Here is a 25834-nt window from a genome sequence, read left to right on the forward strand (position 1 = left end):
TCACCTTCTTTTTTTACTTTATCCATTTAATTACACTAGAACCCCATGTCAAACCACCACCGAAGGCTACCAATACAACAGTATCACCTTTCTTAATATGTCCTTTTTTCACAGCTTCATCTAATGCCACTGGTACGGAGGCGGCAGACATGTTACCGTATTGATCAAGATTAACGTACACCTTTTCCATCGGAAGCTTTAATCGTTTTGCTGCAGCTTCTATAATTCTTATATTTGCCTGATGAGGCACTAAAAAATCAATTTCCTCTATTTCTAAATTGCTTTTTTCTAGAGCTTTTAATGCTGCAGCCCCCATAACACGAACAGCAAATTTGAATACATCACTACCATCCATTTTTATACAATGTAATCTTTGATCTATTGTTTCATAGGTGGCGGGCATCCTAGAACCTCCGCCTGGTAAGGTTAAGGATTCGCCTCCCTTGCCGTCGGCCCCTAAATAAGAGGATAGTATACCAAAACCTTCTTCTGTTCTTTGCAATACCACTGCCCCGGCTCCATCTCCGAATAATACACATGTGTTTCGGTCTTGCCAATCGAGAAATTTCGTTAAGGTTTCTGTACCTATAATTAATGCATTTTTATAAAACCCAGTTTTGATAAACTGTTCACCTATGGTCATAGCATAAATAAACCCAGTACAAGCTGCACTAACATCAAAGGCCGCAGCATTTACAGCACCAATGTTTTTTTGAACAATACATGCAGTTGAAGGAATTGGCATATCTGGAGTTATCGTAGCCACAATAATTAAATCTATATCTTCAGCCTTAATCCCAGCATCCTCCATAGCCCTCTCTGCCGCCTCGGATGCTATATCAGAGGCAGCAGTTTTTTCATCTGCTACTCTTCTAGCACCGATACCGGTTCTTGTTCTTATCCATTCATCAGAAGTTTCAACAATCTTCTCCATATCATGATTTGTCAGTATTTTGTCTGGCAAATAGCTTCCTGTACCGGTTATACCAACTGCAAAAAAATTATTCAACAGTATCCTCTCCTAGCTCATTTATTTGCTGCATAATATCTTTTACTACTTCCTTTTCCACAAAAGCCTTCGCCTGCCTAATCGCATTTTTTATAGCCTTAGCATTTGAACTGCCATGGGCCTTAATAAGGTTCCCCTGGACTCCTAGAAAAGGTGCACCTCCATACTCTGTATAATCAAATGTTTTTTTGAAATCCTTTAACCCAGATTTTAATATCGTTGCTGCCAGTTTACGTAATGTGTTTCTGGTAAACTCTTCTTTTAATGTGCTAAATATTGTTGCTGCTATACCTTCTGTCAATTTTAAGATAACATTACCAGTAAACCCATCACAAATAATAACATCTGCAGAACCAGAGGGAATATCTCTAGCTTCTACATTTCCTGCAAAATTAAACTTAGCCTTCTGACAAAGCTTATAGGCTTCCTTTGTAACATCGTTACCTTTGCCTTCTTCCATGCCAATGTTAACAGTACAAACCCTTGGATTATGGATTCCTAAAATTTTCGCAGCATAAATATTTCCCATAATTCCAAACTCCAGATAATTTCGTGGTTTACAATCTGCATTAGCACCGCCATCTATTAAAATAGATGCGCCTTTAGTCGTTGGATATACAGGAGCTAGTGCAGGTCGGTCAATCCCTTTAATCCTGCCTAATACAAATAATCCTCCAGCCAATAAAGCACCTGTATTCCCTGCTGAAATAATAGCATCAGCTTTTTTCTCTTTCACCAAATTCAGTCCAACTACCATAGAGGAATCTTTTTTACGTCTAATCGCTGCTACAGGTTTATCCTCATTAGTTATTTCCTCATTACAATGTATTATTTCTATGTAGCTTTCTAAGTAATCATATTTTTTTAATTCCTTTTCAATTAAATCTCTATTTCCAGTTAATATTATGTTTATTCCATATTCATTCACTGCTTCAACAGCTCCCAATACTGTTACAGCTGGACCATGATCTCCTCCCATTGCATCCAGGACGATTTTCATTGTATCCCTCCTCGTCTTTCATCAATCAATTACAACTAAAATAAACTTTCCTCTAAAAACCTGGGTTTGATCAACTTTTATACGAACATGCACAAAATGATTGTTTCCCCTAACTCTAACAACCTCAGCCTTTGCCACCAGTTTATCTCCTGCTTTAGCTGGATTCAAATATTTAATGTTGGACACACCTGTTAATGCAACCTCAGCATCAATTACTGCCATCGCCAATGATTCAGCCTGAGAAAAAATATGGTGACCTCTGACAAGATTTGTTTTACTAAAGGCCATTTCCTGTGTAGTATCTAGTATTGATATACCATTTTCCCCTAAGTTTAAATCGATTAGCTCACCTACTATTTCCGTTCCAATGATGCTTCTAACTTTTCTATAGTTTTTTTCAGCCACATTTTTAATTCTTTCTCTTAATTCTGGTATGCCTAATTCCAATCTATCCAATCGTATCGTTTGAATGCTAACATTAAATTTAATCGATAAGTCCTCATCCGTTAGAAAGGGTTCTTCTTTAATTAAATCAATTAATTTCTGTTGTCGAACTGATTTATTTAGTTTCCCCGAAGATTTCACAATTTTCACCTCATCATTAGTACTAATAATTAGTACCTGATACTAATGTTTAGTATATATTATTTTATTATAAAAATCAAGTGCTTTATCTCTATTATTTTCATTATACAAATGATTATCATATATATTTTTATATTTTTTCTATATGGGTGAATTCAACAAAGGACTCTTTTTTACGCAATAAAAAAATAGTAATGATTTGTCATTACTATTTTTTTATTGCATTATTCATTTACTGAGATAACCTCTTTGTTTTTGTAATATCCACACTCAGGACACACACGATGTGATAATTTAGGTTCATGACATTGTGGGCATTTTACATAGCCTGTTGCAACCTGCTTTGAATTAGCAGCTCTTCTCATATTCTTTTTAGATTTACTTGTTTTACGCTTTGGTACTGCCATATTTAACACCTCCTTAATCTTGTTGTAACAGTTCTTTCAATTTAGCTAGTCGAGGATCTATATTTTCATCATCATCTGTATTGCATTTACATTTTTCTAGATTTAAATCAACGCCACATACTCTACATAAACCTTCGCAATTTTCATTACAAATAGTCTTCATAGGGATGTTAGAAATAATCTGTTCCTTTACAATTTCATCAAAGTCAATCATGTTGTCATTATAAGTAATGATATCGTCAAGGTCGTCCTCATCCATAGCTTCATCTTCTTCAGTTAATTCAACATCAATATTGGTTTTTAATAAATAAATAAAGGGCTTTAAACATCTTCCACAATGAACCTCTAAATCTGTTTCAAGCTTACAGGATAAAAAGATTTTTTTCCCAATACTATATAAACTACCCAAAACAGAAATAGGTGTAATAACCTTAAGGACATCACCATAATAGTCAATACTTTCAAGATTAACAACAAAGTCTAAGTCTATCTTGTCGTTTTCCCCTCTTTTAATGGTGTTTAAATCAAACTTCAAATTTCTCACCTCTATTTACTGTGAAGGAAACAATTTTTTATATATTTTCTTAACACCATAAAACAATAGATTTCAAATTATCATTTACTAGGTACTCCCGCTTAAGAAAAAGGCACTTTCTAATACATTAACAAAATTGATTATACAAATCAATTGAAGGTTTGTCAAGTATTTTATCTTGATACGTTGAATTAATTCATAAACAATTATTCATTTATCTATTGATTCTTTATTGCTTTAAGAGTGTATTTTTCTGATTTTTAAAACTAGTAAAAAGGTAGAGAAATTTATATCCCTACCTCTTTTTTATTATCCTACAAGGGCTTTTGTTTCTCTTGCTATCATCAATTCTTCATTTGTTGGAACTAATATCACCTTCACTGTAGAATCCTCTGTGCTTACAACAGTTTCTTTACCTCTAATACTATTCTTTTCATCATCAATCTTGATTCCTAAAAATTCAAGATCCTTACAGATTTCTTTTCTAGCTACTATGGAGTTTTCACCTAAGCCAGCTGTAAATACAACTGCATCTAGACCGCCCATTTCTGCTGCATAGGCCCCAATATACTTTTTAACTCTTTGATAATAAAAGTCTAAAGCTAATTGAGCTCTTTCATTACCTGCATTTGCAGCTTCTTCAACATCTCTAAAGTCACTGCTTACACCTGATATCCCTAAAACTCCTGATTTTTTGTTCATAGCATTATTTACTTCAGCTATTGTCAAGTTTTCCTTTTTCATCCAGAATTCGATAATAGCAGGGTCTAAGTCTCCGCATCTTGTTCCCATAGCTAATCCCTCTAATGGAGTAAAGCCCATACTTGTATCAACTGATTTACCATTCTTTATTGCTGTAACACTAGCGCCATTACCTAAATGACAGGTTACAATTTTTAGACTTTCTAATGGTTGTCCTAATAATTCTGCCGCCTTCATTGCAACATATTTATGGGATGTTCCATGGAAACCATATCTTCTTATTTTATATTTTTCATATAAATCATAAGGTAGTGCATACATATAAGAAGCCTTTGGCATTGTTTGATGGAATGCTGTATCAAACACACCTACCATAGGTACATTAGGTAATATCTCTTCACAAGCATAGATTCCCATTAGGTTTGGTGGATTGTGTAATGGTGCTAATTCTGAACATTCCTCTAAAACAGCTTTTACTTCTTTATCTATTACAACAGAACCTGAAAACTTTTCGCCGCCATGTACAACTCTATGGCCTACAGCTGTTATTTCGCTCATAGATTGTATAGCTCCATATTCAGCATGGATTAATGCTTCTAATACAATTTTTATTGCTGCTTTATGATCTGTCATTGGCTCTTCGATAACAGCCTTTTCTTTTCCTGTTGTTTCATGCTTTACAAAAGATCCTTCGATTCCAATTCTTTCGGCTATACCTTTTGCCAATAACTCTTCATTTTCCATGTTAATTAGCTGATACTTGAGGGATGAACTTCCACAGTTCATAACTAATACTTTCATTTGATTAAAAACCTCCCTATGTAATAATAGTTATAGATGATTTGATAAAGAAATATCAAAAACCTTTTAACATTTCAATAATAATAAATTTCGAAGGATTTTTCAAGTTTTTCAATGATATTTTAAAAAATATTAATGTAATTATATATTTACTGATAAAATCTTATTATACTATTATAATAAGATATAGATTGATTTAATCTATATACATCTACTAAAATAACCTTATTTCTTTTAAACTATACATTAAGGAATAAGAAGCATATCCATTACTAAATAGTATTTTTGTAAAAAAATAAACGATGGAGGTTACTATGAAAGTATTAGGACTGATTACAGAATATAATCCGTTTCACAATGGACATTTATATCACTTGAATAAATCTATAGAAATTACAGGTGCAACTCATACAGTAGCTGTAATGAGTGGTAATTTTTTACAAAGAGGCGAGCCAGCTCTAGTTCATAAATGGCAGAGAGCAAAAATGGCTATTGAGTGTGGGGTTGATTTGGTTATAGAATTGCCCACTGCCTATGCATGTGCTACAGCAGAGTTATTTGCCTTTGGTTCCATTAATCTATTACATAATTTAGGGGTTATAGATTGTATTGCATTTGGCAGTGAATACGGAAAAATCTCAACGCTAGAAATGATTGCAGATATTTTATTTAAATCACCGTTATCATTTGAAAACTCCTTAAAAAGTTATTTAAAGGAAGGTCTTCCCTTTCCAGCAGCTCGCTCTAAGGCTTTAATAGATTTTTATAAATTCTGCCACAGTAATGGTTGTGATGAAGAATCGATGAATATAGAAAGCATCATGAATAATCCAAATAATATATTATCTATAGAATATCTTAAAGCTTTAAAGAGACTAGGTAGTACAATCCTTCCTTATACGATTCCCCGTGTTAAGGCTGCGTATCATTCAAAGAATATGACCTCAGATATTTCTAGCGCTACTGCCATAAGAGAACATCTCAAAATGAGAAAACCTTTAGAGGATCTGAGGAAAGTAATGCCCTCTGTTTCACATAAACTACTAAAGGAAGCATACGAAGCTGGCATTGCTCCTGTATTTAAGGAAGATTTTGAACATACTATTTTGACCATTTTGAGACGTGAGAATTCAGTAGGTTTAGCTGAATACTTTGATGTAAACGAGGGATTAGAAAATAGAATCTATGAATGTAGTCATCATTGTAGTTCAATAGAATCTCTATACAATTGCATAAAAAGCAAACGCTATACCCTTACTAGAATTCAAAGAATCTGTATGCATGCTCTTTTAAATCTAAAGAAAAAAGATCTTTTGAGATTTAATCATGAAGGAGGACCACAATATATCAGAGCATTGGGTTTTAATAACAAAGGTAGAGAAATACTAAAATCCTGCAAGTCTAAATCTAAGTTGCCTATTATTAATAAAATAAACCAATATATCCCCAGCGATGAGACAGCTAAAGAACTATTGGAATTGGACATAAGAGCAACAAACATCTATACATTAGCACTAAAAAACCATTTTTTTTCTTCAAAGCCCCTAGACTATTATCAGAGCCCCTACTACGCAAGAAAATAAGTAATGCTATATCCTCTTTTGAAAAGAATATATATTTTTTTATCAAATATATATTATAGATAACCAATTTAAAACTTTAATTGCATTTTGTGAAAGTGACTGACAGCAAATCAAAGATTTGGGTCATCTACTTTTGATATACACGGTCTACGGTTTCGCCCAAAAACCCATGGGCTGCAAATGTAGCCCTTAGCATATCAAAATTTCACCTTGTATAAGCGACTGACATGAAATCATAGATTTCAGTCATCTGCTTAAGTTCTGTAGTTGGTTACCTATAATAAAGCTTTATTAATGTCTTTTCAGTAGGAGGAATCATATGTCTATTATTATAACCTTGCTTCTTTTAGTAATCATAGGTGCTGCTTTTGTTTATTTTTTAAAAGGGTCTTTTACTAGATTTCAAAATTTTTTTGGGGATTATGTCATTGTTGCTATTGTCGTTATGCTGGTTTTTTGTATTATCATTTTTCCAAACGAATCAGTTAAAGCTGCATATAATGGCTTAAATATATGGGTTACGGTGGTTCTACCAGCTTTACTGCCTTTTTTTATAGGTTCAGAGCTACTGGTTGGTCTAGGCGTTGTAAAATTTGTTGGGACATTACTAGAACCAATCATGCGTCCTTTATTTAATGTGCCTGGAGAAGGCTCCTTTGCCTTTGCCATGAGTGTAACTTCTGGTTATCCAGTTGGTGTAAAAATAGCAACCAAATTACGAAATGATCATATTGTATCTAAGGTAGAAGCCCAACGGTTGGTATCCTTTTGCAGTACTTCTGGTCCCTTGTTTTTAGTAGGAGCTGTTTCTATAGGTATGTTTAAATCTTCAGAGATAGGTATTCTGCTAGCTACTGCCCATTATCTAGCTGCTATTATTGTTGGTCTTTTCTTTAGTTTTTATAAAAGAGGGAAAGTTAATACCCGATTACAAAGCTATTCTTACAAAAACCAGAGTATCATAAAAAGAGCCATTTTGAATTTGGCCTCTACCCGTAGCAAAGCTCCTTCCTTTGGTATCCTGCTAGGCAATGCTGTTAAGGAATCTATCAATACAATGTTAATGGTTGGCGGCTTTATCATTTTATTTTCTGTTATTATTAACATTCTAGAGCTTATAGGATTTGTTAGCTTTATTTCTAAAGTCTTATTCTTTTTTCTTAAGCCGCTCCATATTGAATTGCCAATCATCAAAGCTCTTATTACAGGCTTATTTGAAATAACAATGGGCTGTAAAATAGCAGCTGGCACTTTAAGTGCTAGCCTTATTAATCGAATAGCTGCGGCTGCTTTTATCATTGGCTGGAGCGGCTTTTCTATTCATGCTCAATCAATTAGTATTATTAGTATAACTGACATTAATTCTTATTTATATATTTTCTCTAAATTCTTTCATGGGGTACTATCCTATGCATTAATTTATTTATTGTATCCTATTTTTACTTTGTTTTTTACTTTTTCAGTTCCTGCCTCTAATCATTATCAGCAGCTGTCAATATATCATAATTTATTTAATAATTTTAAGTTGTCTGTTGAGTTTTTTTTAGTAATTTTAATTACTCTCTTACTTTTCTCACTTATTGTTGGCTTTTTTACCTATATGACATCTTGTCTTAATAAAAAAAGATGATTCTAAAGTTTGTTAACGCGTATCTATAGATAACCAATTTTAAACTTTAATTGCATTCTGTGAAAGTGACTGACAGCAAATCAAAGATTTGGGTCATCTACTTTTGATATACACGAGTCTACGGTTTTGATCATGGAGCTAAAAGATATAGTCAAGGACTGCAAATGTATCTCCTTAGAATATTAAAAATTCGAAGACCCACATCTAATATAAATCATTAAAGATAAAAAGGGGATGAAAATTATTTCATCCCCTTCAATTCATTTCTATTATTATTTATGGTTTTAGCGAGTTCAGTTAGATTATTTTCTACCTCTGATAATATTTCGTCGGCATAATCTCTAGCGCCTAGTCGCATATCTTTTGCTCCTGTTTGGGCCTGTGAAATAATATCTTCTGCTTGTTTGCGGGCAATCTTAGTAATCTCATCCTGCTCTACCATTGCAGCAATATGTTCATTTGCTTCTTGTATAATTGTATCTGCTTCTTGTTGTGCGTCGATTAAAATCCGCTGTCTTTCTTCCTTGATCCATTGGGCTTGTTTAACCTCATCTGGTAGATGTATTCTAATTTCTTTAATGATCTCTAACACCTCATCTTTATCTACTAACACCTTATGGGCAAAAGGTATTGACGAGCCACTTTCAACGATTTCTTCTAATTCTTCCAATAATTTTAATACATCCACAATTTTGTCCCCCTAACAATTTAATTTCATTTTCCCATTCAATGTATTGCCATGACTTCCTTTTACTTAATTAAAAAGTCAAGCACTACATCCTCGAAATAAATTCGCCTACAATTTTATCTTTTTAAAGATTTCTTTTTTTGTCGATGCTGGTACTAATCCCTCAATACATCCACCAAACTTAGCTACTTCCTTTACTAAGCTAGAACTGAGATAGGAATTTTCACTACTAGTCATTAAAAAAATCGTCTCGACATCTGGTGCTAATTTTCTATTCATTAAAGCCATTTGAAATTCATATTCAAAATCCGAAACAGCTCTTAATCCCTTAATAATAACTTTAGCATCATTTTTCTTTGCATAATCTATTAAAAGCCCCGAAAAACAGTCCACTGTAATATTTTTAAAGGGTTTTACAGCTTCTTCAATCAAATATACTCTTTCCTCTAAAGTAAATAATGGGTTTTTACTGGGGTTCTGCAAAACTGCTACAATAACTTTGTCACAAAGTTTTGACGCTCTTTCAATGATATCTAAATGTCCATTGGTAATAGGATCAAAACTTCCAGGATAAATACCTATTTTCATTTAATTTCCTCCTTTTGCTTATAGAAGGAAACACTTGTATTCCCATAGTCCTTCCTTCGAAAACGTATGATTATATCCATCTCTTCTGGCATATTCTCCATCTTATCATGCTCCACAACAATAATCCCTGATGAATTCAACAGCTTTTTACTTGCAATATGTTCTAATGCCACTAAAGCTAACCCTTTATTATAAGGAGGATCCATAAAAATAATATCAGCTTGTACATTTTTCTCAGCTAACTTGTGGATACCAGCAACAACGTCCCCAGATATTACTTCCGCCTGTGAAATAAAATTAGTTTTAGCTAGATTTTCTTTTATTATGTCTACACTATCCTTACTACCATCTATAAAATATACCTTCTTAGCATTTCGTGATAAGGCTTCAATACCTAAATTACCAGTACCTGCAAATAAATCAACAATAATACTATCATAAACATTACTTTGAATTATATTAAAAACAGATTCTTTTACCCTATCTGAGGTCGGTCTTATTTGTAAATCCCTTGGAGTAATAAGTTTGAGCCCTCTAGCCTTACCGGCAATAATTCGCATATATTTCCTCCTCATGTAATTATATCAATATTTTAACATACTGACTATTGGTTAACAAAATATTTTTGTTTATTTCACATTCTACAACTTTTTTACTATTTTTATACATTACAAAAGTAGATGAACCAAATCTTCGATTTGGTGTCAGTCACTTTCACAGAGCGCAAAAAGGAACAACCGAGGTTGCTCCTATAACTGCTATATACCTTCAAATCCCTTAAACTTTTCTTCTAATTTTGTCTTCAATGAAGGATATTTATCTAAAGATAATAAGGGGTCTTCTTGAAGAATTTCTTCTACTTGTGATTGCACCCTTTTCAATACCTTCATATGCTTAAGTAAATTAGCGATTTTAAAGTCAGGTAAACCATGTTGTCTTAATCCTAAAAATTCACCAGGCCCTCTTATTTCAAGATCCTTTTCTGAAATAACAAAGCCGTCGTTTGTGCTCTCCATAATCTTTATTCTATCTTTAGCTATTTTGCTTTTATTATTGTGTAGTAATATGCAATAGGATTGAGAATGTCCTCGTCCTACCCTACCTCTTAATTGATGTAGCTGAGCTAAGCCAAAACGTTCAGCATTCTCTATGATCATCATTGTCGCATTAGGAACATTTACACCTACTTCAATGACCGTTGTGGAAACCAATACATTGATTTCATTCTTTGTAAACTTCTTCATAATTTCTTCTTTTTCTTTCGTTTTCATTTTCCCATGAAGCAAGCCCACTGTATAGTCTTGAAAAAAAGTAGAGGCCAGCTCTTCTGCTATATCTGTAGCTGCTTTAGCTTCAATTACTTCTGATTCTTCTACCAAGGGACATACTACATAGATCTGCCTACCCGAATTTAATTCTTTTTTTGCAAATTCATAAGCCCGTTCTTTTTCCTCCTGAGTGAGACCATGGGTTTTTATTTCCTTTCTCCCCGGTGGTAATTCATCAATAATAGATATGTCTAAATCACCATATAATATTAAAGCTAAGGTTCTAGGTATTGGGGTAGCAGTCATAACTAAAATATGAGGATTTTCACCCTTCTCCGCAAGAATTGCCCTTTGTCTTACCCCAAAACGATGTTGTTCATCTGTTACAACCAAAGCTAAACGTTGAAATTCTACTGATTCTTGAATAAGTGCGTGGGTTCCAATAATAATATCTATTTGTCCTTCTTTAATTTTTTCTAATAATTCCAGTTTTTTAGTCTTTGTTAAACTGCCGATTAATAAGCCTATCCGTACTCCCATCGGCTCAAGTAATTGCTTTAATGAAGTGTAGTGTTGTTCTGCTAATATTTCAGTGGGTGCCATTAATGCTCCTTGACAACTGTTTATAACAGCTTTATACAAAGCAATGATTGCAACAATGGTTTTCCCAGAACCAACATCTCCTTGTACTAGTCGATTCATCGGAGTTACATCTTCTAAATCCTTTATAATTTCCTGTAATACAGTTTTTTGTGCCCCAGTCAATTGAAAAGGAAGATGGTTTATGAACTGGACTAAACCCTCATTATTTTTAAGTGGTATACTGTTTTTGGAGCTTATTACTTTTTTCTTAATACGTACTAGAACTAATTGTAATAATAATAACTCATCAAAAACTAATCTATACCTTGCTATCTTTACCTCCTGTAGAGAAGTAGGAAAATGTATGCGTTTTAATGCGAAATTTAAGCCGCATAATTTGTTTTTTTCAATAATTATTTCAGGCATATACTCCACAACATCATCATTAACCATTTGCAAGATATTCTTTTTTATACTAATCATCTGATTTTGAGTAAAACCATCAGTAGATGAATAAATGGGGACAATAGTATCTAGTGTAGGATTCTCACCTTGATTCACTACTTCAAATACGGGATTGACCATCTCTAATCCTTGTAAACCCATTTTAATCTTGCCATTAAGCATGATAGAATCATTCGCTTTTAGCTTGTTTTTCACATAGGGTTGATTAAAAAATGTAATACTTATAAATCCAGAATCATCTTTTACTAAATATCTATTAATATTCAAGCCTTTTCTTACTTTTAGAGACTGACGTTGCCCAACGATTACTCCATATATAGTAACCTTCTCACCTGGTTTCAATTCGATTATCTTTTTAGAAAAACTACGATTTTCATAATCTCGCGGAAAATGATAAATCATATCTTCTACATTAAAAATCTTTAGTTTCTTTAGTAGCGAGAGTTTTTTTGGCCCTACGCCTTTAATATACTGAATATCTTTTTTTAACATTTCCATTCATTACCACTCCTGCAACTACTATTTCTTCAAAAATCCATCTATTCAACAGAAAAGATATAATAGTACAAAGGCTGTCCTCCATAATATAGTTCCATATCACACTCTGGATATATTTTTTCTAAATGGTCTAAAAGTTCATTGGCATATTCTTCTTTTATTTCTTCTCCATAAAAAATTGTTATGATTTCATCTTTCTCAGTCACCATTTTTTCTAAAAGTTCTTTGGAAACATTAAATATATCTGAGCCCACTGCTTGGATTTTACTTTCTCCAATACCTAATATATCTCCTTTATTGATGGGCATATCGTCATAGCTGGTATCTCTAACGGCGTAGGTTACTTGGCCGGTTTTTACATTTTTAATAGCATCTATCATTTGAGCTTCATTAATCTCAACAGTATTTTCTAAATTAAAAGCCATCAAGGCTGCTATTCCCTGTGGAATAGATTTTGTTGGTATAACTCTTATGTCTTTATTTGAGATTTCTTTTGCTTGATTCGCCGCCATAATAATATTGCTATTGTTTGGAAGAATAAAAATAGTTTCCGCTTCAATACCATTTAAAGCTTTTACAAAATCTTCTGTACTGGGGTTCATTGTTTGTCCCCCTTTGATGACATAATCAATGTCAAAATCTTTGAAAATCTTGGTTAAACCTTCTCCCATAGTAACAGTAACAAAACCATACTGCTTTTTCTGTGTTTTTGAAGGAGCTTCTACAGCTTCTTGAAAATTTTCATTTCTGTGCTGTAGCCGCATATTATCTATTTTGATATCACTTAGATAACCCAGTTTCAATCCTTCTTCTAAAACCTCTCCTGGATGATTTGTATGAATATGAACCTTTACAACATTTTCATTACCCACTACCAGCATGGAATCTCCATAATCCTTGATAGTATTTTTAAGTGTTTCTATATTACTATTAGAAGCATTAATAATAAATTCAGTGCAATATCCAAATTCAAGATCTTCTTCAATGTATTCTTCATGTTCTACAGTTTGCTGTATGATTTCTATATCTTCAGTTGTTGGTGCATTTCCTGTTAGCGCACTAAGAGCACCTAAATAAATATAAACTAAACCTTTTCCTCCAGAGTCAACAACCCCTGCATCTTTTAATACCTTTAACATATCCGGTGTTTTTTTTAAGGTTATTTCTGCCTCTAATATTACTTTTTCAAAAAATGATACAATATTTTTCTCTTTTTTAGCTATGATTACTGCCTTCTCTCCACTTTCTCGTGCTACAGTTAGAATCGTCCCTTCAACTGGTTTCATTACTGCTTTATAAGCAGTATCAGAAGCCAGCTTTAGAGCGTAGGCAAGATCTGTAGTACTCAGCTTTTCTTTTCCTTTTACTCCTTTAGCAAAACCCCTAAGGAGCTGGGAAAGGATGACTCCAGAATTTCCACGAGCTCCCATTAATGAACCATTAGCAGCTAAGCTAGCAACTTCTTCTAGAGAACTGGCTTTATTATTTTTTATTTCTTTTACAGCAGACTGCATTGTCAATGACATATTAGTACCAGTATCACCATCTGGGACAGGAAATACGTTTAATGCATTAACGACTTTCTTATTTATCTCAAGAGATTGAGCTCCTGCAATAAGCATTTGTTTTAATAATTGTTGATCTATGTATTCAATTTTCAAGTCTCGTACCTCCTTAAGTTACTTTTGAACTCTAACACCTTGTACATTAATATTGACCTTTTTTACATTCATCCCAGTTAAATGTTCAATATTATATTTTACTTTTTCAATGATGTTATTTGCCACCACAGAAATCCTAGTGCCAAATTCTACAATGACAAACAATTCAATCGTGATTTCATCATTTTCTGTAGTAACCTTTACTCCTTTACTGGAATGTTCTCTTTTTAGCAGTTCAACTAAGCCTCCAGCTGCTGATTTAGCCGCCATACCTACTAAACCATAGCACTCCATAGCTGATGCACCAGCAATTGAAGCCAATACATGGTCATCAATAACTATTGTTCCAATATCATTGGTTAATTTTCCTGGCATTTGTTACCCTCCTTAAAACGAATAATAAAATATTCATAATCTGTGCAATAATATATAATAATATATGTAATTACTACAATATATATTTAAAATGTATATAACTATTGTATATGAATCTATGAAATAGTTCAATATAAAACCATGATTGTGTTATACTCTACAGATTAACACACTGGATATTGTGGAATAGCTTTAATTTTTTTATATTTTTATTGCAAAGTAAGGATTATTGTGATAATATTATAATGTTTTTAAAGTCTGAACATAGACTTGAAGGAGGTGTTCATCATGGCAAGAGTATGTGATATATGTGAAAAAGGTAAAGTGCATGGAAATCAAGTAAGTCACTCTAACCGTCATAACAAAAGAACTTGGTTACCTAATCTAAGAAGAGTAAAAGCTATCATTAACGGTACAACAAAAAGAATTAACGTATGTACAAGATGCTTACGTTCCGGAAAAGTTGAAAGAGCAATATAAATAAAAAAAGCCACCTTAAAACGGGGAGGCTTTTTTTGCTTTAAAAATGGTATATCAGTGTTCCAACAACCATACAGACAAAAGCAAATACAAAGATCCAAATTTTGAATGGCATAATATATAAAAATATGCAAAAACCTATGACAAATAGTATGATCCCTATCAATTTCGTTAGAGACATTCCTCTTCTCTTCCGAAACATAACATCACCTGCCTCAATCTCTTGTTATTAATATCATATTCAAAAACAATAAAAATGCCACTCTTTTTTATATAAACATACACCATTAGTCTCAAATTTCAATATACACAGTCTACACTTTTCCCCTTGGGTTAAAACGAGATTTAATTTAGTATATCAAAATTAAAGTTTAAAATTGGTTATCTATATAGAATGACATTTGTTTTTTATTACTCTTTTGATTTTATGATCATTAATGTTCCTTCCACTACAGCAATTGTAGCTATCTTAGAAGAAAAAACATTGCTGATTCCTAAAGTGCTTCCCATGGGTATATCCCTATTGACTAATGGATATTCTAACCCCTTTAGTGTAACACCTTTTACGGTGTTGGATAATGGGATAATAGAGATTGTCTCACCTAACTCTCCTTCAACCTCTAGAACACTATCAGTAATCGTTATTTCATTATTTTCATCAATGATTTTCCCCTGTATTTTGTGTTGTAATATTTTATTTAACAGCATGACATTAGCAATACTATGATCCTGTCTTGATCCTAAAGCCCCAATAATTGTTATACTTTTAGGTTTCATTTTTATTGCATATTCTACTGCAAGCTCTGTATCGGTTGCATCTTTTTTAGTAGGAAACTTTTCCCAATTTACTCCTTGGTCTTTCATCCATAACAAATGACTAGAATCTATAGAATCAAAGTCTCCTACTAATAAATGAGGTACAATGCTGGATTGAACCAAATACTTCGCTGCACCATCAGCACATATGATATATTTATCTTGAATCATTCTTTTCATGAGTTCTAGATTGTGTATATTCCCATTTGTGATAATTGCAATCTCCATTGTCTTCCCTCTCTATAAAGCATTTTTTCTTATTAATTCTACCGTTGTTTTAATATCCTTGCTATTAAATATAGCAGAACCTGCTACGATAACATTTGCTCCCGCCCCTGTTACCAGATGAACATTGTCAGGCTTGATACCACCATCCACCTGTATGTCAATATTTAGATTTCTTTCTTCTATCATGGTTTTCAATTTTTTTATTTTCTCAATCATACTCGGTATAAAGCTTTGTCCTCCAAACCCAGGGTTTACTGTCATAATTAAGACCATATCCAGGTCCTCTAAGACATATTCAATGACTGTCAGGGGTGTAGCAGGATTTAGGGCGACTGCCGCCTTAACACCGTGTTTTTTTATTTGCTGTATCGTTCTATGTAAATGAATGCAGGTCTCACTGTGTACGGATATAATGTCTGCTCCTGCATTCACGAAATCCTCGATATACTTGTCTGGATTTTCTATCATCAGGTGAACATCGAAGGGTAGCTTTGTTTTCCCCTTTAAGCTTTTAACGATCGGTGGCCCTAAAGTAATGTTAGGTACAAAATGACCATCCATTACATCTATATGCAGCAAATCGCATCCAGCCTCTTCAACCTTAGTTACATCTGCTATCAAATTGGAAAAATCTGCAGACAAAATAGAGGGTGCTATTTTTACCATTTATTAAAACCTCCTACTACTTCTAATTTCTTCAATAAATTGTAAATAATTGTTGTATCTTTCCTCTGAAATACTACCTGTTTTCAATGCCTCTTTAATACCACATTTTGGTTCATCAATATGTCGACAAGAAGAAAACCTACATTCTTCCAGATAAGGAGAAAACTCTGGAAAAAAATGCGGCAACTCTTCTGCCTCCATAAAATCTATACTTAGAGAACTAAATCCTGGCGTATCTACTACCCAACTGTTATTACCAATAGAAATAAGTTCTGCATGTCTTGTAGTATGTTTACCTCTAGAGGTTTTTTTGCTAATCACACCTGTTTCTAATTTTAAACCGGGATGAATTTTATTTAGCAAAGTAGATTTTCCTACACCTGATGGTCCAGCAAAAACATTGGTTTTATTGGTTAGTACTTCTTTTAACTGTACTATACTATCTTCGTTTTTATAATTTGTTAACAAAATCCTATAGCCTGTAGTATGATAAATATCAAGAATTTTTTTGAAATGTTGGTCTTCTTCTACTAAATCTGTCTTATTTAAACAGATGACAATATCAAGTTCTTCCTTTTCTGCCAGTATCAAAAATCTATCCAGCAATAAAAGATTAGGCTCTGGTTGTGTCACAGCAAAGACAATAACAGCTTGATCTACATTTGCTACAGTTGGACGAATTAATTCAGTCTTTCTCTCCAAGATTTTTTCCAAAACCCCTTTTTTATTTTCTTGATCTAGGATCGATATTTCTACATAGTCTCCAACTAAAGGTGTTACTTTCATTTGTCTAAAAATACCTCTAGCTTTGCATTCAAAAATTTCTCCAGCTGCATCAACATAATAAAATCCACCTATTCCTTTTATCAACCGGCCTTTTATCATCAGTTCCCTCCTAATATCAATTCTTAAAATTCACCTTAATATTGTCTTGTTTTCTACCATTTACATATAATTCGAACTCTTGTGCACCTGAACCTGTAAGCGTAACCAACGCACTACTTCCATCCTTAGCAACATCATGCTTGATATTTACAACTTCTTTTCCTGATAAGATACTTTTGATAACGATATCTACAACACCTGTGTGACCTTTAAAGTTGATTGTTACATTTTGTGTAGAAAGATTATTGGTAGAGGTATTCACACTGTCCTCTGGTTCATCGTTATTATTGTCTTCTGGATCTGGCTCCTCAATTTCTTCTATTGGTTTAGGTCCTTTACTCACAATGAGGTCTACAACATCATTTTCCTGTACCTCACTTTCAAACGCAGGATTTTGGAAAAATACTTGTCCTTCAGGATGTTCATCGCTATGCTCTTCAACAAAACTGCCTTCCTGCAGATTATACTGTTGTATTCTATTTTTAGCAACCTCCAAGCTCAAGCCCACAAGCTTTGGCATGGGGAAGGTAACCACCCGTGGTCCTTGACTAACCGTATAAGTAACAGTAGTCCCTTCGGGAACGGAAGTTCCTTCCTTTGGGTCCTGTTCTATGATTGTCCCGATAGGCAACTCATCAAATACATAACTGGGAGTTCCTGCCTGTAATCCTTCATTTTCTAATATAAATGGGGCATCAGTAGCCTCTTTATATACTAGATTTGGAACCTTTACTGGTGTTGGTCCTGTGCTAACCACCACTTCAATAGCAAAGCCTGGTTTAACCTTTCTACCTGATGGTGTTGTCTGATCAATAATTTCATTAATAGGAACCTCACTGCTGGCCATTGATGTTTCCTTAAGCTCTAAACCCAGTTGATTTGCCTCTACTCTAGCTACATCAATACTCTTCCCAACTAAATTAGGTACCTCTACCTCTTCTGTTTTAAATAAATTACTAACATAAAAAAGACCAAAGGTAAACAATAATGCTGCAATTAACGCTGCTGCAACAGCAGAAACGATTAAAACTTTATTGTTTTTCTTTTTATTTTTTCCCGGACTCTTTGAAGGACTCTTTTTCACATCTTGGATATCTTCTTCTTTAATCCTCGGTATGATTTGTGTGGGAGAATCTTCATGATTTATTGGGTCTGACATATAATTAGCACTAGCATCTTCCTTTAGCGTTTCTAAATCTTCTATTAAGCTTTGTGTGTTCTGATATCTAGATGCTTGATCTTTTTCAATTAGTTTCAATATGATTTCTTCTAATCCTGGAGCTATTTCTGGGTAAACTTCTGAAGGAATAACTGGCTCCTGTTGAATATGTTTTAAAGCTACAGATATAGGACTCTCTCCCTCAAACGGCACTTTTCCTGTAGCCATTTCATACATTACAATACCTAAAGAATATAAGTCAGATTTTTCATCGATATAGCCACCCCTAGCCTGCTCTGGTGAAAAATAATGAACTGAACCGATTACACTACCCATATTGGTTATGGTTGAGGTCGTTGCAGCTAAAGCAATCCCAAAATCTGTAACCTTTGCCCGATTATCTTCTGCAATTAAAATATTATGGGGCTTAATATCCCTATGAATTACATGGTTATAGTGGGCGTGTTGCAACGCCATAGCTATTTGTTTAGTAAAGTTAATAATTTCTTGTAAGGATAATTTATCTTTTTCTTGTATTAACTGCTTTAAGGTTTGTCCTTTAACATATTCCATTACAATATAATAAATATCTTCCTCTTCTCCAACATCATATATGTTCACAATGTTAGGGTGGGATAAGCTTGCCGCTGCTTGAGATTCTCTTCTAAATTTATCAATGATATCTTTATCGCTGGTAAACTCTGATCTCAATATCTTGACTGCAACATATCTATTTAATAGATTACATTTAGCTTTATATACTAAAGCCATTCCTCCGCCGCCAATTTTTTCCACAATTTCGTATCGATTACCTAATATTTTGCCAATCATCGCTTTCACCTACCTTCTGTAAAAGTGGGTTGATCTTTAACAATAAGTACTGTTATATTGTCATACCCACCCCTTTGATTTGCTAAAGAAACAAGGTTGCTACAGCTTTCAAAACAATCGTCTTCTTCAAGTACCGCCTTTTTCAATTCTTCTTTGTCTACAAAATTAGTTAAACCATCAGTGCATAATATTAGTATATCCCCTTTGTTCAAATCCATCGAAAATATATCTACTTTGAGATTTTCATCTGTTCCTAATGATCTGGTAATAATATTTTTCTGAGGGTGTCGCATCGCTTCCCGTTCGGTAATGCTGCCGTTCCTAACTAGCTCTGCCACTAGGGAATGATCCTCAGTAATTTGTTGCAATACCTCTTCTCTTAAGAGATACGCTCTACTATCTCCAATATGGCCTATGTATACTCTCTTATCTATAATTAAAACCATTGTTACAGTAGTTCCCATGCCTTCACAATCAAAATCTTCTTTAGATCTATTATATATTTCTTTATTGGCTCTATTAAATGCTTCAAATATAACCCCTTTTACCGATTGCTCTTGAAACTCTTCCGTTAAGTAATGAGTAATATGTTCTTTTATTATATTAATCGCTATCGAACTAGCAACCTCACCACTTTTATGACCTCCCATGCCATCTGCCACCATATATAAGCCTACTTGATTTTCATCAATACAATAGTTATCTTCATTTATTTCTCTTACTTTTCCAACATCGGTTATTGCTGCTGCTATCATCTTTGCTTCCCTCCCATCAATATACATATATTCGACAGTTTTACTCCAAACCCTTCCTATGAATACATGCTTATAAATTTTAATACGCTAAGAGTTACATTTACAGTCCTTGCATCTGATCCATATAACTGTTTCTCAATTGTCCACATGCAGCATGGATATCAGAACCCATTTCTCTCCTTATTGTGGTTTCTATACCCTTTCCTTTTAAGATGTTTTGAAATCTTTTTATCTGATCTTGGTTTGACTTTTTAAGTCCTGCTTCCTCCACTGTATTGACAGGAATTAAATTAACATGACAGAGTAAGCCTTTTAATAATTGACTCAATTGTTGCGCGTGATTCTCCTGATCATTTACTCCCTTAACCAAGGCATATTCAAAGGTTATTCTTCTATTGTTATTTTGTAGATAGTACCTACAGGCTTCTATCAACTCTTTTAAGGAATACCTCTTTGCAATCGGCATTAGTTTCTGTCTTATTTCGTCATTAGGAGCATGAAGAGATATTGCTAAATTGATAGGAATTAACAAATCAGCCAATTTTTTTATTTCTGGAATCAAGCCGCAAGTGGATAAGGTAATATGTCTATTCCCTATTTTTAATCCATTTTCATTATTGACTATTTTTATAAAGTTAATGACTTCCTTATAATTATGTAATGGTTCACCACTACCCATGATGACAATATTTGAAATTCTCTCTCTTAAATCCTTCTGCATTAACAGGATCTGATCTATCATTTCTCCTGCGCTTAGATTTCTTACTAATCCTCCAACTGTAGATGCACAAAAACTGCATCCCATCAGACAGCCCACCTGTGAAGATATACATGCTGTAAGTCCATGCTTATACTGCATGACTACTCCTTCTATTATATTCCCATCCTCCAGCAAAAACAAATACTTTGTAGTGTTATCGATCTTTGATACGAGCTTTTTCTCGATTTTCACCTCTGTAATAAAGGTATTTTCCTGTAATCCTTCCCGCAAGGTCTTTGATATATTGGACATAGCCTCAAAACTTTTTTCTCCTCTATTAACCCATTGAAAGATCTGTTTCCCTCGATATTTTTTTTCTCCTAGTTTTTCTACTAAATCTTCAGTCTCTTCCAACGTCAAGCCTAGCAAGTCTAATTTACTCACGTATAAGCCTCCTAATCTATTATAGATATACGCTTATAAATTTTAATACACTAAGGGCTATGTTTTGCAAAATCGTAGACCGTGTGTATTAAAATTTAAGTCTAACGACGTATATTAATAAATGATATTATTTCTTTTTCAATTTTGCAATAAAGAAACCATCTGTCCCATGAAGATGGGGATATAGCTGAATCATATTTCCTTTATGTTCTCCAGGTACTATCGATTTATAGAAATGATTTATATCAATCAACTCATAATTTGAATGCTGTTTTAGAAATCTTTCAACGATTTTTTGATTTTCATTAGGATCAATTGTGCAGGTGCTGTATAAAAGCTCACCTTCCCTTTTCACATATCTTGATGCATTCGTCAATATTAATAGCTGCAGCTCTGTGATCGTCTTCATGTCATCTGGTTCTTTACGATATTTGATTTCTGGTTTCCTTCTAATAATGCCTAATCCTGAGCATGGAGCATCAACCAATACTTTATCTGCAGTTTCTATTAAATCTTCATCTAAATCCTTGCCATTAAATTTTTCTACATCTATCATCTTAACACCTAATCTATTGGCATTGCTTTTTATCAGTTTTAGCTTATGTTCATGAATATCTCTTGCTAGTATTCTTCCTTTGTTGTTCATTAATTGTGCCATATGGGTAGTTTTACCACCTGGAGCACTGCACACGTCTATGATAAATTGTCCTTCCTTTGGATCTAAAATTTTAGCTACTAACATTGAACTAAAATCTTGGATATGTATCAATCCTTTTATATATATATCTAGCTCTTCTAACTGGCTGAAGCCTTCTTCTACAGTTATCGCTTCGGAAATATAAGGATTTCTATTTACTTGAATATCTTTTTCCTGTAAAAAACGAACAACTTCTTCTACAGAGACTTTTAATGTATTCACTCTTATGTGAAGCTTAGGGGTTTCATTATTGACTCTCAATAGTTCCTCTGTAAAATCCTTTGGAAAATACTCTAAAAATCTTTCCACCATCCATTGTGGATGAGAGTATTTGACAGATAAAAACTTTTTAAATTCTTTTTCTTTATTAGGCAGTTCTATATTTTCTTTGTTTCTAATCATATTCCTTAATATACCATTTATAAACCCAGAAGCTCTCTTACAATATATCTTAGATAGGTTTACTGATTCATTAACAGCCGCAAAATCAGGGACTTTATCTAAAAAGAAGATTTGATAGGTTCCTAGTCTTAGAAGATTTAATGTCCATAGATTCATTTTTTTTAGCTTCATTGTAGAGAACTGTTGAATAACGTAATCCACAAAAATTAGGTTTTCTAATGTTCCATAAACCAGCTCCGTAATAAAATTTCTATCTAATTTTGTAAATTCATTGGCTTTAAATGTTTTGTTTAGAGCTATATTAGAATAAGCCTTCTCTGCTTCTATATTATATAAAACCTTTAATGCAGCTTCTCTAGCCTCCATACATGCTACCTCCTGTTTCTAATTATTATATATCATTATAAGATTTATATAAATAAATTTAATAACTTTGTTATTTACTGTATGGATGTACGTCTTTATCATTAAATTTTAATACATACAGTCTATAGTTTTGCCCAAAAAATAAAGGCGTTTGCACGCCTCTATTATCTTCTTCTGTTTCTGAGAGCTATCAATCGGACCAATTGTGCCAATGCCGTTGCCATTGCTGCTACATAAGTTAATGCTGCTGCCTTCAATACTTTTTGTGATGGTCTATATTCCTCACTTGAAATAAAACCATTAGTCTCCAATAGATTTAAAGCTCTGCTACTGGCATTAAATTCAACCGGTAAAGTAACCACTTGAAATAATACTGCGGCTGTATACAAGAGAATTCCTATGTCCAATAATTCTGGTATAAGCAAGAGCCCACCGATTACAAAAAACCAAGCCATTCTTGAACCAAAGCTTGCTATTGGGAAAATCACATTCCTAAGCGTTAAAGGAACATAACCTCCAGCATGCTGTAAGGCATGGCCTACTTCATGGGCCGCCACACTTACGGACGCAATAGAACTTCCATTATATACTTCCCTAGATAGCCTTAGTATTCTACGTCTTGGATCATAATGATCCGTTAAATACCCCTGAGCCATCTCAACCGGTACATCTCTAAGACCATTTTGATCTAATATCGCCCTAGCTACATCGTATCCTGAATACCCCTTTCGAGTTGGAACTCTTAAATATTTACTAAAAGTTGTTTTCACTTTATTTTGGGCATATAAAGCAAAGATGATAGCTGGTAGTAAATAAATCATTGTTGAATCAAAAGGTAAAAACATTGCCTACTCACTCCTCTATAAAATGTATAATTGCCTTCTCTACCTCTAGTAAATCTACTTCTGTATTAACACAAGGGCCCTCTGGTCTTTTATTAACAATAGCTAAAAGAGGTATTGTTTTAACATCCATCAATCCGCTAAGCAAATCTCTCTCACAGGCGATAGCAATAACAGCTTTAGGCTTTAAATCCATGATTAGTTTTCTTGCTAAAGTTCCCCCTGTAACAATCCTAAACTCAACACCATACTGTTCTCTAAACTCCAGTAGCTGATCCACATTACACAAACCACATCTTTTACAATTATTCGTATCGTTAGTGATTTTATGGGGACAAAATGATTTTTGGATACAATGGGGTGTTAGTATTAATATTTCTTCCCCTTTTAAATGATACTTATTACTTAATACTAATTGATTGTTTAAGCTTGTATAACCCCTTCTAATAGTATCTTTATCATATTTCAAAGCTTTCCCCAGTACCATAATGAAGGGATGGGAAGCATCAATAAAGATCATCATAATGTTTTTAATAATAGAGGGTACCTTTTTATTATACCATAATAACATAACCGCAAAAATGGTTATGCCTATAGCTACTCCCACACCAAGCAATAAAATCATACTACTAAACACAATGAATTGATATAAAATGGTGGTACTTCTAAGAGACAACCAAAACAATGCTACCCATACTCCTAATACCATCGTTAACATAATTACTAATAAATAGGCAAACAATTTAGTAGATGTATCCTTAACAATTTCTTTATTCATCTCCATCTTAAGAACCCAGTATGATATTTTTTTCTATTGTATTCCCTACTAAAAAATCCTTAACTGCTAAACGTTTCCCTCCACTAAATTGCAATTCTTCTATTGCTAAGGAATCTTTTCCTGTCGCCACGATGATTTTATCCTTAGTTACTTCAATAATTTTACCTGGTTCATTAGAGCCATTACCTTTTTCAATACCACTTTTCCAAATCTTCATTGTCTTGTCTAGATAATTTGTATAAGCCATCGGCCATGGAATTGTCCCTCTTATTAGATTATGTATCTCTTCTGCAGTTTTATTCCATTGAATATTGCCCAGTTCTTTAGTAAGCCTAGGGGCATAAGTGGATTCCTCATGGTTTTGTCTTACTCTAGGTGCAGTACCTTTATCTATTTGTAATAAGGTTCCTTTCAGTACTTTTCCACCTAATAGAGATAATCGGTTATGTAGCTCCTCTGCTGTTTCATTTTCACCAATAAAAATTTCTTCCTTTAATATCATATCTCCTGTATCTAGTCCTTCCCCCATATACATTGTTGTAATACCTGTTGTTTTCTCACCATTGATAATAGCCCATTGAATTGGACCAGCTCCTCTGTATTTAGGAAGAAGGGAGGCATGCACATTAATACACCCTAGTGGAGGAATGGCTAGTACTTCCTTTGTTAGTATTTGTCCATAAGCAACTACAACAATAAGATCTGGATTTAGATTTTTAATGATATTTACTATCTCAGTATTTTTCAAACTATGGGGCTGGCAAACCTTTAAGTTATGTTCTAATGCCTTTTCCTTCACTGGTGGCATTGTAAGCTTATTACCTCTACCCTTTGGTCTATCAGGCTGAGTGAAAACCTGCACAATATCATGTTTCTCCTCTACCAAAGCTTCTAATGATGGTACTGCAAAATCTGGGGTACCCATAAAAACTATCTTCACCGTCATCACCTCTAATTATCTTTATTCTACAATTTTATCAGTAAACAAAATGCCGTTAAGATGGTCTATTTCATGACAAAGTGCTCTAGCCAATAGTTCAGTCCCTTCAACAATTATTTCTTTACCTTTTCTATTTAGTCCCTTTACCTTTACTTTTTTAGGACGAATTACATCACCTGATTGACCAGGCAGGCTTAAGCAGCCTTCAATATCACATTGTTCCCCTTGCTCCTCTATAATTTCTGGATTAATCATCTCTATAAGTCCTTCTCCAATATCTATGACAATCACTCTTTTTAGAATTCCAATTTGAGGAGCCGCTAAACCAACCCCCTCGGCACTGTACATAGTTTCCGCCATATCCTCTAACAAAATTTCTATTCTCCTGTCAATTTTATCTACACTTCTACATATTTTTCTTAAGATCGGATCATCATCCTGTCTAATTATTCTAATCGCCATTTTTCT

At 33.6% G+C, this 25834-nt stretch carries 26 protein-coding genes; 3 read left to right on the top strand and 23 right to left on the bottom strand.

Translation table 11 applies throughout. The features are described 5' to 3' along the window. Positions 1-13: 13 nt before the first annotated feature. The 6 genes from CHB72_RS01615 to CHB72_RS01640 all read right to left on the bottom strand — a co-directional run bounded on the left by CHB72_RS01615 (position 14) and on the right by CHB72_RS01640 (position 5039). On the bottom strand, positions 14-1009 hold the full coding sequence (locus tag CHB72_RS01615) for a beta-ketoacyl-ACP synthase III (protein WP_089281108.1): 996 nt from the start codon (positions 1007-1009) through the stop codon (positions 14-16). After that, complete coding sequence (gene plsX / locus CHB72_RS01620; RefSeq protein WP_089281109.1) at positions 1002-2009, bottom strand: phosphate acyltransferase PlsX; 1008 nt, start codon at positions 2007-2009, stop codon at positions 1002-1004. The genes CHB72_RS01615 and plsX overlap by 8 nt, the downstream gene beginning before the upstream one ends. 21 nt (positions 2010-2030) lie before the next feature. Next, positions 2031-2594, bottom strand: coding sequence for a transcription factor FapR (gene fapR, locus CHB72_RS01625; protein ID WP_089281110.1), 564 nt, complete (start codon positions 2592-2594; stop codon positions 2031-2033). 224 nt (positions 2595-2818) lie between these two features. Continuing rightward, entirely contained in the window at positions 2819-3001 is a 183-nt protein-coding gene (gene rpmF, locus CHB72_RS01630) for a 50S ribosomal protein L32 (protein WP_089281111.1), read from the bottom strand. Positions 3002-3014: 13 nt separating this feature from the next. Next, complete coding sequence (locus CHB72_RS01635) at positions 3015-3536, bottom strand: YceD family protein (protein ID WP_176431131.1); 522 nt, start codon at positions 3534-3536, stop codon at positions 3015-3017. A 309-nt stretch (positions 3537-3845) separates the two neighbouring features. Beyond that, positions 3846-5039: an acetate/propionate family kinase gene (locus CHB72_RS01640; RefSeq protein WP_089281113.1), complete on the bottom strand. Its 1194-nt coding sequence runs from the start codon at positions 5037-5039 to the stop codon at positions 3846-3848. A gap of 314 nt (positions 5040-5353) precedes the next feature. Between CHB72_RS01640 and CHB72_RS01645 the strand changes: the two genes are divergently transcribed. Together CHB72_RS01645 and ylbJ are read left to right on the top strand one after the other, a co-directional pair. Beyond that, positions 5354-6622, top strand: coding sequence for a nucleotidyltransferase (locus CHB72_RS01645; RefSeq protein ID WP_089281114.1), 1269 nt, complete (start codon positions 5354-5356; stop codon positions 6620-6622). A 319-nt stretch (positions 6623-6941) separates the two neighbouring features. Next, positions 6942-8252 carry a sporulation integral membrane protein YlbJ gene (ylbJ, locus tag CHB72_RS01650; RefSeq protein WP_089281115.1) on the top strand — a complete coding sequence of 437 codons (1311 nt, stop codon included), beginning with the start codon at positions 6942-6944 and terminating at the stop codon, positions 8250-8252. 241 nt (positions 8253-8493) lie between these two features. On the opposite strand, the gene CHB72_RS01655 is transcribed toward ylbJ, so the two are convergent. The 6 genes from CHB72_RS01655 to CHB72_RS01680 all read right to left on the bottom strand — a co-directional run bounded on the left by CHB72_RS01655 (position 8494) and on the right by CHB72_RS01680 (position 14377). Beyond that, positions 8494-8940 carry an ATPase gene (locus tag CHB72_RS01655; RefSeq protein ID WP_089281116.1) on the bottom strand — a complete coding sequence of 149 codons (447 nt, stop codon included), beginning with the start codon at positions 8938-8940 and terminating at the stop codon, positions 8494-8496. 108 nt (positions 8941-9048) lie between these two features. Continuing rightward, positions 9049-9528, bottom strand: a complete 480-nt coding sequence (gene coaD, locus CHB72_RS01660) for a pantetheine-phosphate adenylyltransferase (RefSeq protein ID WP_089281117.1) — start codon at positions 9526-9528, stop codon at positions 9049-9051. After that, positions 9525-10088: a 16S rRNA (guanine(966)-N(2))-methyltransferase RsmD gene (gene rsmD, locus CHB72_RS01665; protein WP_089281118.1), complete on the bottom strand. Its 564-nt coding sequence runs from the start codon at positions 10086-10088 to the stop codon at positions 9525-9527. The genes coaD and rsmD overlap by 4 nt, the downstream gene beginning before the upstream one ends. Before the next feature lie 198 nt (positions 10089-10286). Beyond that, positions 10287-12341 (bottom strand): ATP-dependent DNA helicase RecG, encoded by a 2055-nt coding sequence (recG, locus tag CHB72_RS01670; protein ID WP_089281119.1) that lies wholly within the window; start codon positions 12339-12341, stop codon positions 10287-10289. 41 nt (positions 12342-12382) lie between these two features. Continuing rightward, positions 12383-13963: a DAK2 domain-containing protein gene (locus CHB72_RS01675; protein WP_176431143.1), complete on the bottom strand. Its 1581-nt coding sequence runs from the start codon at positions 13961-13963 to the stop codon at positions 12383-12385. A 57-nt stretch (positions 13964-14020) separates the two neighbouring features. Then, the gene (locus CHB72_RS01680) at positions 14021-14377 is read right to left on the bottom strand and encodes an Asp23/Gls24 family envelope stress response protein (RefSeq protein ID WP_089281121.1); all 357 of its coding nucleotides are present in this window, start codon (positions 14375-14377) and stop codon (positions 14021-14023) included. Between the two features lie 288 nt (positions 14378-14665). Here CHB72_RS01680 and rpmB point away from each other — a divergent pair, with 288 nt between their 5' ends. Beyond that, positions 14666-14857 carry a 50S ribosomal protein L28 gene (rpmB, locus tag CHB72_RS01685; RefSeq protein ID WP_089281122.1) on the top strand — a complete coding sequence of 64 codons (192 nt, stop codon included), beginning with the start codon at positions 14666-14668 and terminating at the stop codon, positions 14855-14857. 411 nt (positions 14858-15268) lie between these two features. On the opposite strand, the gene CHB72_RS01690 is transcribed toward rpmB, so the two are convergent. The 11 genes from CHB72_RS01690 to def form a co-directional block, all read right to left on the bottom strand. Continuing rightward, positions 15269-15901, bottom strand: a complete 633-nt coding sequence (locus tag CHB72_RS01690; RefSeq protein ID WP_089281123.1) for a thiamine diphosphokinase — start codon at positions 15899-15901, stop codon at positions 15269-15271. A 12-nt stretch (positions 15902-15913) separates the two neighbouring features. Beyond that, positions 15914-16567, bottom strand: coding sequence for a ribulose-phosphate 3-epimerase (gene rpe / locus CHB72_RS01695; RefSeq protein WP_089281124.1), 654 nt, complete (start codon positions 16565-16567; stop codon positions 15914-15916). Between the two features lie 3 nt (positions 16568-16570). Next, positions 16571-17452, bottom strand: coding sequence for a ribosome small subunit-dependent GTPase A (rsgA, locus tag CHB72_RS01700; protein WP_176431132.1), 882 nt, complete (start codon positions 17450-17452; stop codon positions 16571-16573). A 16-nt stretch (positions 17453-17468) separates the two neighbouring features. Then, positions 17469-19442 carry a Stk1 family PASTA domain-containing Ser/Thr kinase gene (gene pknB, locus CHB72_RS01705; protein ID WP_089281125.1) on the bottom strand — a complete coding sequence of 658 codons (1974 nt, stop codon included), beginning with the start codon at positions 19440-19442 and terminating at the stop codon, positions 17469-17471. A 5-nt stretch (positions 19443-19447) separates the two neighbouring features. Further along, positions 19448-20197, bottom strand: coding sequence for a Stp1/IreP family PP2C-type Ser/Thr phosphatase (locus CHB72_RS01710; RefSeq protein ID WP_089281126.1), 750 nt, complete (start codon positions 20195-20197; stop codon positions 19448-19450). A 100-nt stretch (positions 20198-20297) separates the two neighbouring features. Then, entirely contained in the window at positions 20298-21341 is a 1044-nt protein-coding gene (gene rlmN, locus CHB72_RS01715) for a 23S rRNA (adenine(2503)-C(2))-methyltransferase RlmN (RefSeq protein WP_089281127.1), read from the bottom strand. A gap of 127 nt (positions 21342-21468) precedes the next feature. Beyond that, positions 21469-22806: a 16S rRNA (cytosine(967)-C(5))-methyltransferase RsmB gene (rsmB, locus tag CHB72_RS01720; RefSeq protein WP_089281128.1), complete on the bottom strand. Its 1338-nt coding sequence runs from the start codon at positions 22804-22806 to the stop codon at positions 21469-21471. Positions 22807-22970: 164 nt separating this feature from the next. After that, positions 22971-23651: a zinc metallopeptidase gene (locus tag CHB72_RS01725; protein WP_089281129.1), complete on the bottom strand. Its 681-nt coding sequence runs from the start codon at positions 23649-23651 to the stop codon at positions 22971-22973. Positions 23652-23658: 7 nt separating this feature from the next. After that, positions 23659-24432: a DUF116 domain-containing protein gene (locus tag CHB72_RS01730; protein WP_089281130.1), complete on the bottom strand. Its 774-nt coding sequence runs from the start codon at positions 24430-24432 to the stop codon at positions 23659-23661. A 1-nt stretch (position 24433) separates the two neighbouring features. Beyond that, positions 24434-25366 (bottom strand): methionyl-tRNA formyltransferase, encoded by a 933-nt coding sequence (fmt, locus tag CHB72_RS01735; protein WP_089281131.1) that lies wholly within the window; start codon positions 25364-25366, stop codon positions 24434-24436. A gap of 21 nt (positions 25367-25387) precedes the next feature. Next, complete coding sequence (gene def, locus CHB72_RS01740) at positions 25388-25828, bottom strand: peptide deformylase (protein ID WP_089281132.1); 441 nt, start codon at positions 25826-25828, stop codon at positions 25388-25390. Between the last annotated feature and the right edge of the window lie 6 nt (positions 25829-25834).

This window comes from Anaerovirgula multivorans (genome assembly GCF_900188145.1).
In the GTDB taxonomy this organism is placed as follows: Bacteria; Bacillota; Clostridia; order Peptostreptococcales; family Natronincolaceae; genus Anaerovirgula; species Anaerovirgula multivorans.

What these genes read in the sequence shown, in the direction of transcription:
- plsX (WP_089281109.1), bottom strand. Translation starts at nt 2,009, where the DNA reads ATGAAAATCGTCCTGGATGCAATGGGAGGAGATCATGGTCCAGCTGTA.
- rpmF (WP_089281111.1), bottom strand. Translation starts at nt 3,001, where the DNA reads ATGGCAGTACCAAAGCGTAAAACAAGTAAATCTAAAAAGAATATGAGA.
- CHB72_RS01640 (WP_089281113.1), bottom strand. Translation starts at nt 5,039, where the DNA reads ATGAAAGTATTAGTTATGAACTGTGGAAGTTCATCCCTCAAGTATCAG.
- CHB72_RS01645 (WP_089281114.1), top strand. Translation starts at nt 5,354, where the DNA reads ATGAAAGTATTAGGACTGATTACAGAATATAATCCGTTTCACAATGGA.
- ylbJ (WP_089281115.1), top strand. Translation starts at nt 6,942, where the DNA reads ATGTCTATTATTATAACCTTGCTTCTTTTAGTAATCATAGGTGCTGCT.
- coaD (WP_089281117.1), bottom strand. Translation starts at nt 9,528, where the DNA reads ATGAAAATAGGTATTTATCCTGGAAGTTTTGATCCTATTACCAATGGA.
- rsmD (WP_089281118.1), bottom strand. Translation starts at nt 10,088, where the DNA reads ATGCGAATTATTGCCGGTAAGGCTAGAGGGCTCAAACTTATTACTCCA.
- recG (WP_089281119.1), bottom strand. Translation starts at nt 12,341, where the DNA reads ATGGAAATGTTAAAAAAAGATATTCAGTATATTAAAGGCGTAGGGCCA.
- CHB72_RS01675 (WP_176431143.1), bottom strand. Translation starts at nt 13,963, where the DNA reads ATGCTTATTGCAGGAGCTCAATCTCTTGAGATAAATAAGAAAGTCGTT.
- CHB72_RS01680 (WP_089281121.1), bottom strand. Translation starts at nt 14,377, where the DNA reads ATGCCAGGAAAATTAACCAATGATATTGGAACAATAGTTATTGATGAC.
- rpmB (WP_089281122.1), top strand. Translation starts at nt 14,666, where the DNA reads ATGGCAAGAGTATGTGATATATGTGAAAAAGGTAAAGTGCATGGAAAT.
- CHB72_RS01690 (WP_089281123.1), bottom strand. Translation starts at nt 15,901, where the DNA reads ATGGAGATTGCAATTATCACAAATGGGAATATACACAATCTAGAACTC.
- rpe (WP_089281124.1), bottom strand. Translation starts at nt 16,567, where the DNA reads ATGGTAAAAATAGCACCCTCTATTTTGTCTGCAGATTTTTCCAATTTG.
- rsgA (WP_176431132.1), bottom strand. Translation starts at nt 17,452, where the DNA reads ATGATAAAAGGCCGGTTGATAAAAGGAATAGGTGGATTTTATTATGTT.
- pknB (WP_089281125.1), bottom strand. Translation starts at nt 19,442, where the DNA reads ATGATTGGCAAAATATTAGGTAATCGATACGAAATTGTGGAAAAAATT.
- CHB72_RS01710 (WP_089281126.1), bottom strand. Translation starts at nt 20,197, where the DNA reads ATGATAGCAGCAGCAATAACCGATGTTGGAAAAGTAAGAGAAATAAAT.
- rsmB (WP_089281128.1), bottom strand. Translation starts at nt 22,806, where the DNA reads ATGGAGGCTAGAGAAGCTGCATTAAAGGTTTTATATAATATAGAAGCA.
- CHB72_RS01725 (WP_089281129.1), bottom strand. Translation starts at nt 23,651, where the DNA reads ATGTTTTTACCTTTTGATTCAACAATGATTTATTTACTACCAGCTATC.
- CHB72_RS01730 (WP_089281130.1), bottom strand. Translation starts at nt 24,432, where the DNA reads ATGGAGATGAATAAAGAAATTGTTAAGGATACATCTACTAAATTGTTT.
- def (WP_089281132.1), bottom strand. Translation starts at nt 25,828, where the DNA reads ATGGCGATTAGAATAATTAGACAGGATGATGATCCGATCTTAAGAAAA.